The following is a 265-nucleotide window of genomic DNA, read 5'->3' as shown; positions in this document are numbered from 1 at the left end:
TCTTCCTTCCTGAGCCTCTTCTGTCATATAAGCAAGACGGGTAGCTTCTCCTGCAAAGACCTGCTGCCCTACCATACCATCGTCCGTAAGGTTCATTGCGAATTTCAGCATTCTGATAGAAGTTGGAGATTTAGCTAATATTTCCTGAGCCCATTCGTAAGCTGTATCTTCCTTCCTGAGCCTCTTCTGTCATATAAGCAAGACGGGTAGCTTCTCCTGCAAAGACCTGCTGCCCTACCATACCATCGTCCGTAAGGTTCATTGC

At 47.2% G+C, this 265-nt stretch carries 1 pseudogene; it reads right to left on the bottom strand.

Annotated features, from left to right (window positions below):
- Positions 1–171, bottom strand: a pseudogene (locus BOQ64_RS25010) (1,4-dihydroxy-2-naphthoyl-CoA synthase); the annotation flags it as partial.
- Positions 172–265 lie beyond the last annotated feature (94 nt).

It is taken from the genome of Chryseobacterium sp. CH25 (assembly GCF_004119455.1).
GTDB lineage: Bacteria > Bacteroidota > Bacteroidia > Flavobacteriales > Weeksellaceae > Chryseobacterium.
The sequence above is the reverse complement of the archived record's forward strand: the minus strand, read 5'-3'. Positions and strand labels throughout refer to the sequence as shown.